Here is a 9,959-nt window from a genome sequence, read left to right as displayed (position 1 = left end):
GGACCGGCAGCGAGGGTTGATACTCGTAGCCGCTATGCGGCCTCAACGCGGTGAGCGCTTCGGCAGCCACCGTGGTAGAAGCCTGGTGCCCGGCCTGATGAATGGCGTGTTTCAATGCGGAAACAATCAGACCACGGACCAATCCGGCATCGCGAAAACGCACTTCGGTCTTGGCCGGATGGACATTGACGTCGACAAACGCCGGATCGCAATCGAGGAACAGCGCCAACGCCGGATGGCGATCGCGCGCCAGGAAGTCCGCATACGCTCCGCGCACCGCGCCGATCAGAAGCCTGTCACGTACCGGCCGGCCGTTGACGAACAGGAATTGCATCTGGGCGTTGGCGCGATTGTAGGTCGGAACACCGGCAAACCCGGTAATTTTCAGGCCTTCGCGACCGGTTTCGACCGGAAGGGCGTTGTCGGCAAATTCGCGCCCCATGATGCGCGCCAGCCGCTTCAATTGCCCCTCGAACAGCACATCTTCGGCGGGCAGATCGAGCGCGGTCCGGCCGTCCAGCGTCAGCGAAAACGCCACGTCGGGCCGGGCCATGGCCAGCCGCTTCATCATGTCGACAGTCGCAAGGTCTTCGGATCGCACCGACTTCATGAACTTGAGCCGGGCGGGCGTCGCGTAAAAAAGTTCGCGCACTTCTACGCGGGTTCCCGATTGCCCATTGGCGAGAAATCCAGCCGGCCGCGGACCAGCGATATGCCCGGCATCGACTTCGACCGCGTGTGCTTCGCTGGCCTTCGTCCGGCTGACGATGGTGAGCCGCGCCACCGCGCCGATCGAAGGCAGTGCTTCACCGCGAAAACCCATAGTGACGATATGGGAAAGATCGTCGGCCGGCAGCTTCGAAGTCGCGTGGCGTTCGACCGCCAACAGCAGATCGTCCGGTGCCATGCCCTCGCCGTCGTCTTCGACCAAGATCAGATCGGCCCCGCCATTGGACGCCGACACGGCAATCCGGCGCGCACCCGCGTCGAGCGCGTTTTCGACCAGTTCCTTGACGGCGCTGGCCGGGCGTTCAACCACCTCGCCCGCAGCAATGCGGTTGATGGTGCCTTCGGTGAGACGGCGGATTTTCATAGGCTCACTGTAGCGGATTCGCGGGCGCCCCCTCACCCGCAAAATCTAGCGGCCGGTTGTGCGGACGCGGACAATTTCGCGCGCCGCTAAGTGCAAGATTTTGCGCCCTCTCCCGCGAAGGGGCGATGGAAAGTTACGGCGAATCTGCCGGTTCGGTGTTGCCGGAGGTCAGGGAACCGGCGACGACGATGGTCAGCTTGTCGGGATCGAACAGGCGCTGGGCGACACGGCGGACGTCGGCGAGGCTGACGGCATTGATCTGGGCGGCGCGGCGATCGAGGTAATCGAGCGGCAGGCCGAGGTCCTGGAAGGTATTGAGCTGGGCGGCGATGTCGGCGTTGGAGGTGAACGCCAGCGGGAACGAGCCGTTGAGGTACTGCTTGGCGTCGTCGAGTTCCTGCTGGGTCGGGCCTTCGGCGGCGAATTTTCGCATCGTCTCGCGCAGCACCGTGATGGTCTGGCGCACGGCGCTTTTGCGCGTCTGCACCACGCCGAGCACCAGCCCGGCGCGGCGGTAGGCGACGAGATCGGTGGCGATGTCGTAGGTAAGGCCGCGGTTCTCGCGCAATTCGCGGGTCAGGCGCGAGCCCGATCCGGCGCCGCCGAGAATGTAGTTCGCGACCATCGCGGCGATGAAATCGCGGTCGCTGCGGACAAGACCGGCCGCGCCGAACATCACCGCCGGCTGCGGCACGTCCATCGCCAGCATGTGCAGGCCGGGCGCCCCCGGGCGCAGCGGCTGGGGCGGCGGCGGCACCGCGGTATCGGGCAGCGCGCCGAACGTCGACTGGATCAGAGGCGCCAGCGCCGCCGCGGTGATGTCGCCCGCGACCGCGATTTTCAGGCCGTTCTTGACCCAATGCGTCCTGGCGAAGGCGCGCAAATCCTGCGCCGAGGTGGACGCCAGCCCGCGGGTGTCGCCTTCCACCGGGCGTCCGTACGCATACGGACCAAAATACAGGCTGTCGAACCCGCGTTCGGCCACCGTGGCGGGATCGCTGCGGCCCAGGTCGATCTCCTGCATCATCTGCAGGCGCACGCGCGTCACCGCCTCGGGATCGAACCGCGGTTTTGCCAGCGCGAGAGCGAGCAGCCGGAACGCCTCCTTGGCGTTGGCGGTCAGCGTCGTCAGCCGGATCGTGAGGGTGTCGGGCGCGGGAATGACGTCGAGCTTGATGCCGTGCGCCGCCAAATCCGCCTGAAACGCCTCGCCGTCCATCGAGCCGGCGCCCTCGTTCATGCTGTAGGCGGCAAGCGCGGCGAGGCCCGACTTGCCGGCGGGATCGTAGACCGCCCCGGCCGGGAACGAGGCGCTGAGCGCGATCACCGGCACGGTGTGATCTTCGGAATGCCACACCACGACGCCCTTCACCGCCTCCACCGGCACCACCTTGGCGGCGAGCGCGGGCGACAGCACCAGCACGGCCAATATCAGGGCGGCACAGCGTCCGATCATGGCCGCGGCATCAGATAGGCGGTGACGGCCTCGTTGCGGTTGAGGCCGGTGGCGGCGGCATCCTGCAGCGTCTTCGGCTTCACCGCCTGAATGCGCGCCGGCCATTGCTGGACATCGAACACGGTCAAACCGACGGCAATCGCCCGCGCATACGCAGAGGCCAGCTCAAACTGGCTGTCGCGGGTGAACGCGGCACCGGCGACGAGCTGGGCTTTCGCCCGCTGAAGCTCGGCCTTGGACGCCTGATGATGGGCATAAAACCCGATCACCTCGTCGATGGCGCGCTCGATCGCATCGAGCGACACGCCCGGACGCGGCGTCGCGGTGATGGAGAACTGGCCGGAATCGCGGGCATAGCCGTCGTAGCTCGCCGACACGTCGGTCGCGAGGTGCCGTTCCACGACGAGATGATGATAAAGCGCCGAGGTCGCGTCGCCGCCGAGGAGGCGCGCCAGCACTTCCAGCGCTTCGGCCGAGCCCGGCGCCGCTTCGGCGTAGCTGTCGACGCGATAGAGCCGCAGGAACAGCGGCACCTTGGCGTCTTTCCGGTTCACGACGATGCGGCTTTCGCCCATGCGCCGCGGCTGGGCGTAATCGATCCGCGGCCCCAGCTCGCGCGCCGGCAGCGGACCGAACTCGGATTCCGCGACCTGACGCACATCCTCGACCGAGACATCGCCCGCCACGATCAGGATGGCGTTGTTGGGGGCGTAATGGCGGCGATAGAACTTGTCGGCCTCGGCGCGGTTGATGCGGCGGATTTCTTCCGGCCAGCCGATCACCGGGCGGCCATAGGGGTGCGAGAGATAGAGCGCCGCCTCGGCCTGCTCCTGCACCAGCGCCTGGGGATCGTTGTCGACCCGCATCCGGCGCTCTTCGCCGACCACGTCGCGCTCGGCCATCACCGCATTTTCCGACAGATCGAGATTGATCATGCGGTCGGCTTCGAGGTGGGCGACGAGCTTTAGCTTGTCCTTGGCGATCTGCTCGTGAAAGACGGTGTAGTCGTGGGTGGTGAAGGCGTTGTCGTCGCCGCCGTTCCGCGCAATCGACTGCGAATAACCGCTGCCCGACACCGCGCGGGTGCCGCGGAACATCATGTGCTCGAAGAAATGCGCCAGCCCCGAGATGCCGGGCGGATCGTCGACCGCGCCGACCTTGTAGACCACCATCTGGGTGACCACCGGCGCGCGGCGGTCGGGCACCACCACCACCTGCAAGCCGTTCTGCAGCACGAACTGGAAGGTCTTGCCCGCGGCCACGGGCTTGGCATTGGGACCTTGCGCCGCCGCCGGCAAGGCCAGAAGCACCAAGGCGAACAAAGCCGCCCAAACGCCCGCCCGGTCAGACTTGCACCGCATCAGACTCATTCCTGCTGGGACCAGCCGCTGTGGTAGCGCAAAACGCCGCTCCGCAGAACGGCATACCCCCTCCGCCGCGAAGGCGCGGCACCTCCCCCGCTATTTCACGAGCGTGCGGCTCCGGAAACGGAGCTCCGCGGGGGAGGAAAGGCAACTAGAACCAGTCGAACCAGCCGTCGAACCAGCCCGAATCGTCCTTCTTGGCTGGGGCGGCGGGCTTGGCGGCCGGGGCGGCGCCCGGAGTCGCGGGCTGACCGGCACGCTGCTGGTCGAGGCGGCGGGATTCGGCGTCGGCATCGAGCGCCTGGCCGTCGTCCGCCTTCGGCTTCTGCCAGAACAGGATGTCCTTGGTGAAGCCATCGTCGGTGGCGACCATGTTCTTGTTGTCGGAGGCCAGGTGCTGATGGATCTGCGGATCGATCGACTGCACCTTGGCGTTGGCGAGAACCATCTTCTCGGTCTCGCTGTAGGTGTTCGGCAGCTGCGCCGCGATCGTCGCCGGATCGTTGCCGAACAGCGCGCCTTCGGCCGATTCGGTCGGATCGACCTGATTGGTCGGCACCGCGCCCGGGCGCGGCGGCATCAGGTTGTAATCCGGCGGGATCACCAGCGGCGCCTTGGTCGTCACCGCGAATTCATCCGGCGCGCTCTTGTCCATGCCGGCGGCCGAGCGAAGCGAATCGCAGCCCGTCAGGGCCACGGCCGCGACCGCAATCGTGAGAGCCGCATTGAGCGTACCGATCTTCATACCTGCTTCTCCTGTCCCTCGCCGGGGCCCCGTGGGGGCGTCCCTTCGGGCTTCATCAAGGCATCATACAATAACGCAACAACGCCAAGTGTGATTGCGGCATCTGCGACGTTGAAGACGTAAAAACTGTAACCAAACCCGAAGAGGTGGAAGAAATCCGCCACCTTGCCGTAAACCAAACGATCGATCAGGTTGCCGAGCGCGCCGCCGATCACCATGCCCAGCGAAATCGCCACCACCGGCTTCTTCGCGAACCACAACCACCAGCTCAGCACGCCCACCGCAATCATCTGGAATGTCGCCAGGAACACGGTGCCTTCGACGCTGGAAGCCGGAAACAAACCAAGGCTGATGCCCGGATTCCAGACCATCGTCAGATTAAAAAACGGCAATACCCGCACCGCCGTGCCCGGCATCATGTGAACGAAGCCAGCCCCGTAGAGCAGCGCCATCTTCGAACCCTGGTCGAGCGCAAAGGTCGCCCCCGCGACCAACAGCCCGGCATCGCGCTTGTTCATTCGGCCCCCTCAGCCCACCGCATCGCTGCAACGATGGCACAGATCGGGATGATCCGGAACTTCGCCTACTTCCGGTAGAACCATCCAGCAACGCGCGCATTTGTCGCCGTCAGCGGCACGGAAGGCAGCGGCAACGCCCGGCACGTCGGCAAGGCGGAAAGCTTCGGCGGGCGGCTCGGCGGTGGACACTTCGGCGCCCGAGGTGATCGCGATCTCGGCAAGGTTCAAGCCATTAAGGATGGCGGCATCGGCCGGCTCGGACACGAACAGCACCGGCGCCGCTTCCAAACTGGCGCCGATCACCTTGTCGCGGCGGGCGATTTCCAGCGCGCCCGTCACCACCCGGCGCAGCGTGCGCACGCGCGTCCACTTCTCGATCAGCGCCGCATCGGCCCAGCCGGCGGGCGTCTCGGCGAACAGCTGCAGGTGGACGCTTTCGGCGCCGTAACGCAGCGTCCAGGCTTCTTCCATGGTGAAGCACAGGATCGGCGCCAGCCACGTCACAACGCGGCGGAAGAGTTCATCGGTCACCGTGCGCGACGCGCGGCGGCGAACTGACGACGACGTATCGCAATAGAGCGCGTCCTTGCGGATGTCGAAATAGAACGCGCTGAGTTCGTTGGTGCAGAAGCTGAACACCGAATTGAAGACGCGGTTGAAGTCGTATTCGGCATAGCCCTTCTTCACCAGCGCATCGAGTTCGGCGACCTTGGCGAGGATATAGCGCTCCAACTCGGGCATTTCCGAAACGTCGATGCGTTCGTCTTCCGAGAACCCGGCAAGGTTCGCCAGCATGATGCGGATGGTGTTGCGCAGGCGGCGATAGGCGTCGACGTTGGCCTTGATGATCTCGCCGCCGATCCTGAGGTCTTCGGTGAAATCCGACGACGCCGCCCACAGCCGCAGGATGTCGGCGCCGTTCTGGTCGGCGATGGTCTGCGGCAAGACCACATTGCCGATCGACTTCGACATCTTGTAGCCCTTCTCGTCGAGCACGAACCCGTGCGTGAGAACGGCCTTGTAGGGCGCCTGCCCTTTGGTGGCGCAGCCTTCCAAAAGCGACGACTGGAACCAGCCGCGATGCTGGTCGGAGCCTTCCAGATAGAGGTCGGCCTGATCGGCCTCAGGCCACACCGGATCGACCGGCTGCTCCACCGTGAAGACGTGGGTCGAGCCGGAATCGAACCAGACATCAAGGATGTCTTCCACCTGCTCGTAATTTTCCGCCGGCAGATCGCCGAGGAAACGCGAGGCCGGCGAATTGAACCAGGCATCGGCGCCCTCGGCCTTGAAGGCTTCCACGATGCGGGCGTTGACGGCGGCATCGTTCAGCACCTGCCCGGTCGCTTTGTCGACGAAGATGGCGAGCGGCACGCCCCAGGCGCGCTGGCGCGACAGCACCCAGTCGGGACGGCCCTCCACCATCGAGCCGATGCGGTTGGCCCCGGCGGCGGGATAGAATTTCGTCGCGGCGAGCGCTTCCATCGCCGTCTGGCGCAGCGTTTTGCCATCGCGGAACGGCTTGTCCATCGCCGCGAACCATTGCGGCGTGGCGCGGAAGATCACCGGCGCCTTCGACCGCCAGGAATGCGGATACTGATGGCGCAAGGACCCCTTCGCCAAGAGCTTGCCGGATTCGATCAACTGCTTGATCACCGCGCCGTTGGCGTCGCCGTCCTTCTTGCCGTCGCGCGACAGGATGTATTTGCCCGCAAACACCGGCACATTCGGCGCAAAGGCGCCATCGGCGGTGATGACCGCGAACGCATCCGGATGCTTGTTGGGATAATCACGCCCAAGCTTTTCGAGCACGATCTCGAAATCGTCTTCGCCGTGGCCGGGCGCGGTGTGAACAAAACCGGTGCCGGTGTCGGCGGTGACGTGATCGCCGGCCAAGAGCGGCACGTCGAACTCATAGCCGAGACCGCGGAACGGATGGGCGCAGGTCAGCGCCGACGGATCGACATCGCCGACACGCGTGACGCCGATCTTGGCGTGGCTGGCGGTCTGCTCGGCGAGCGCATCGGACAGCAGCAGCTTGGCGCCGACCGTTTCCAGCGCGCCGTCCGCCGCCGACACGACCTCATAGAGGCCATAGGTCATGGTCGGCGAATAGCAGATGGCGCGGTTGCCGGGGATCGTCCACGGCGTGGTGGTCCAGATCACCACCGGCACGCCGATCAGCTCGGCGGGGCCGTTCACGACCGGGAATTTCACATAGATCGTGGGGCTGGTTTTCTCGTGGTATTCGATCTCGGCTTCGGCCAGCGCGGTCTTTTCCACCGGCGACCACATCACCGGGCGGAAGCCCTTATACAGCAGCCCGCTGGCGACGAACTTGTGCAGCTCGCCGGCGATGGTCGCCTCGGCAGCGTAGTTCATCGTCGTGTAGGGATGGCTCCATTCGCCCATCACGCCCATGCGCTTGAACTGGCCGCGCTGCACGTCGATCCATTTGAGGGCAAACTCGCGGCAGTCCTTGCGCAGCTGGTCGATCGGAACGGAGTCCTTCGACTTGCCGGCGGCGCGATATTTCTCCTCGATCTTCCATTCGATCGGCAGGCCGTGGCAATCCCAGCCCGGCACATAGGGCGCGTCCTTGCCCATCATGGTCTGCGAGCGGATGACGAAATCTTTGAGGATTTTGTTCAGGCCGGTGCCGGAATGGATCTCGCCGTTGGCGTAGGGCGGGCCGTCGTGCAGGATGAACAGCGGCCGGCCCTTCGCGGCCGCGCGGATCTGGCCGTACAGGTCGTCGGCCTCCCATTTTGCCAGCCACTTGGGCTCAGCCTGAGGCAGCCCCGCCTTCATCGGAAAATCGGTCTGGGGCAGGAAAAGGGTGGCGCGGTAATCGGCGCCGGTGTGATCAGAATCTTTGGACATGTTCAGCCTTGGCGGTGGTTGCGTTGGGGTGCGGCGTCCCGGTCTCCGGATCGATCACGGAGCCGGGCGGCGAATTCGCCCTTTCAGCCGGAATTCCAACATTTTGATCCGCCTTCCTACGGGAAAGGCCGCCTTCTAGCAGGGGGGACCCGGCCGGTCCAGCGCAAGCCCTGGCGGCGGATTTATTCAGCGGCAAAGGCCGGCAGCGGAAGAACTGGAACGTATCGAGAACAACTTAGCCAAAGCGACATCTCGGCAGAGTCGGTCGCGTTCGCGGCTCTGCAATGTCCGGACTTGAGCGCAATCCGGCCATAGAGCGAAGGGGGAAGATGCGCCAGATTCGGACCTTCACCTCGCCCCCGCGTTCGGGGGAGAGGTCGGCGAGCGCTTTAGCGCGCGACGGGTAAGGGGGCCGTCAACGCAAGCCAGATGCCTTCGAGTACCGCATCCGGGTTACGCAGAAATTCGTCGTTCCAGACGCGATGCACGCGAAAGCCGCGCGCTTGCAGATAAGCCGTACGCTCGGCGTCATAGTCAGCGCGCAGGGCGTGTTGACCGCCATCCAATTCGACGATCAGTCGCCGGTCCAGACAAACAAAATCGGCGATGTAGGGCCCGACAGGATACTGGCGCTTGAACTTGTAACCGTCGAATTTGCGCCCGCGCACGGCGAACCAGAATTTGCGCTCTGCATCGGTCGGTTCGTGGCGCATGCGTCGAGCGTTCGAGATCAACCGTTGTCCGGCGGCGCGACGATTTTCGGTTTTCTGAGAGACCATTGATCCCCCTCACCCGCCCAGCCATCGCGCTTCGCGCAACGGCTGGTCGACCTCTCCCCCAAGTGGGGGCGAGGTAAGGATAGTGTCGACCCACGCGGAAGCAATGACCGGTTGTGGCACATCTCGGAAGTAGATGACCGGCTCGGGAGGTCCGGAAACGGGTGAAGAACGGACGTCCCTCGCTTGAAAATTTTTGGGGTTAGCGGCGCGCCCCCTCCGCCTCGCAAAAAAGCTCGGCACCTCCCCCGCTTTTTTGCCGATTGTGCGCGAATAGAACGCGCACCGCGGGGGAGGAAAGAGGCTGTGTCAGCCCCTCAGCACCCGCTTGGCGTCGGCGACATCTTGGGTCATTTGGGCCTTTAGCGCTTCCACATTGGCGAAGCGCATTTCCGGGCGGAGGTACGACACCATCTCCACCGCCATCTGCTTGCCGTAGAGATCGCCGGAGAAATCGAACAGGAAGGTCTCCAGCAGCGGCTCCTCCGACGGGTACATCGGGCGAACGCCGAAGTTCGCGACGCCATCGTACTGCGCCACCACGGCGTCGTCCTCGATCACGCTGGTGCGCACGGCATAGATGCCGAACGCCGGATGGAGATAGCCGTCGAGGTGCATGTTGAGGGTGGGAAAGCCGAGGGTGCGGCCGCGCTTCTCGCCGTGCTCCACCCGGCCTTCGATCACGAAGGGATGGCCAAGCAAGCGCGCCGCCTCTTCCGGGTGACCGGCGCGAAGCTGGGCCCGCACCAGGGTCGAGGAAATCTTCTCGTCCATGCCAGCCATCACGGTGGGGAAAATCTCCACCCCGAAGCCTTCCATCTCGCCCATGTAAGCGAGCACCGACGCGTCGCCGGAGCGGTGCGCCCCGAAGCGGAAATCGGACCCGACCACGACGCATTCGGCCTTGAGCCCACCGATCAGGATGTTGAGCACGAAGTCCTGCGCCGACTGGTGGGCGATTTCGGCGTCGAACGGCAGCGCAAACATTGCGTCCACCCCCATCTTGGCGAGGATGTGCGCCTTGGAGCGGAACGGGGTCAGCCGGATCGGCTCGGCCCCGGGGCGGAAGAATTCGCGGCTGGTCGGCTCGAAGGTGAGCACCGTCGTCGCCACGCCGCGCACCT

8 protein-coding genes are annotated in these 9,959 nt (G+C 65.0%); all 8 read right to left on the bottom strand.

Features of this window, described 5'->3' with window-relative positions; all coding sequences use genetic code 11:
* A partial coding sequence (gene mutL / locus AC1P6P_RS08135; RefSeq protein ID WP_481401938.1) for a DNA mismatch repair endonuclease MutL occupies positions 1-1,093 on the bottom strand: 1,093 nt, incomplete at its 3' end.
* 133 nt (positions 1,094-1,226) lie between these two features.
* A complete protein-coding gene (locus AC1P6P_RS08130) occupies positions 1,227-2,549 on the bottom strand; it encodes a M16 family metallopeptidase (RefSeq protein WP_481401937.1) in 1,323 nt (440 codons plus the stop codon).
* The gene (locus tag AC1P6P_RS08125; protein ID WP_481401936.1) at positions 2,546-3,910 is read right to left on the bottom strand and encodes a M16 family metallopeptidase; all 1,365 of its coding nucleotides are present in this window, start codon (positions 3,908-3,910) and stop codon (positions 2,546-2,548) included. Before AC1P6P_RS08125 ends, AC1P6P_RS08130 begins: the two co-directional genes overlap by 4 nt.
* Before the next feature lie 154 nt (positions 3,911-4,064).
* Positions 4,065-4,658: a DUF3035 domain-containing protein gene (locus tag AC1P6P_RS08120; protein WP_481401935.1), complete on the bottom strand. Its 594-nt coding sequence runs from the start codon at positions 4,656-4,658 to the stop codon at positions 4,065-4,067.
* Positions 4,655-5,176: a signal peptidase II gene (gene lspA, locus AC1P6P_RS08115; protein ID WP_481401934.1), complete on the bottom strand. Its 522-nt coding sequence runs from the start codon at positions 5,174-5,176 to the stop codon at positions 4,655-4,657. The genes AC1P6P_RS08120 and lspA overlap by 4 nt, the downstream gene beginning before the upstream one ends.
* 9 nt (positions 5,177-5,185) lie before the next feature.
* Entirely contained in the window at positions 5,186-8,059 is a 2,874-nt protein-coding gene (gene ileS, locus AC1P6P_RS08110) for an isoleucine--tRNA ligase (protein WP_481401933.1), read from the bottom strand.
* Positions 8,060-8,448: 389 nt separating this feature from the next.
* Complete coding sequence (locus AC1P6P_RS08105) at positions 8,449-8,838, bottom strand: endonuclease domain-containing protein (protein ID WP_481401932.1); 390 nt, start codon at positions 8,836-8,838, stop codon at positions 8,449-8,451.
* A 306-nt stretch (positions 8,839-9,144) separates the two neighbouring features.
* Positions 9,145-9,959, bottom strand: an 815-nt coding sequence (ribF, locus tag AC1P6P_RS08100; protein ID WP_481401931.1) for a riboflavin biosynthesis protein RibF, incomplete at its 5' end; no start/stop codon positions are given.

This window comes from Rhizomicrobium sp. (genome assembly GCF_056722145.1).
The sequence above is the reverse complement of the archived record's forward strand: the minus strand, read 5'-3'. Positions and strand labels throughout refer to the sequence as shown.

Bases quoted from the DNA above. Each gene is read 5' to 3' on its own strand.
- AC1P6P_RS08125 (WP_481401936.1), bottom strand. From the start codon at position 3,910: ATGCGGTGCAAGTCTGACCGGGCGGGCGTTTGGGCGGCTTTGTTCGCC.
- AC1P6P_RS08120 (WP_481401935.1), bottom strand. From the start codon at position 4,658: ATGAAGATCGGTACGCTCAATGCGGCTCTCACGATTGCGGTCGCGGCC.
- AC1P6P_RS08105 (WP_481401932.1), bottom strand. From the start codon at position 8,838: ATGGTCTCTCAGAAAACCGAAAATCGTCGCGCCGCCGGACAACGGTTG.
- lspA (WP_481401934.1), bottom strand. From the start codon at position 5,176: ATGAACAAGCGCGATGCCGGGCTGTTGGTCGCGGGGGCGACCTTTGCG.
- ileS (WP_481401933.1), bottom strand. From the start codon at position 8,059: ATGTCCAAAGATTCTGATCACACCGGCGCCGATTACCGCGCCACCCTT.
- AC1P6P_RS08130 (WP_481401937.1), bottom strand. From the start codon at position 2,549: ATGATCGGACGCTGTGCCGCCCTGATATTGGCCGTGCTGGTGCTGTCG.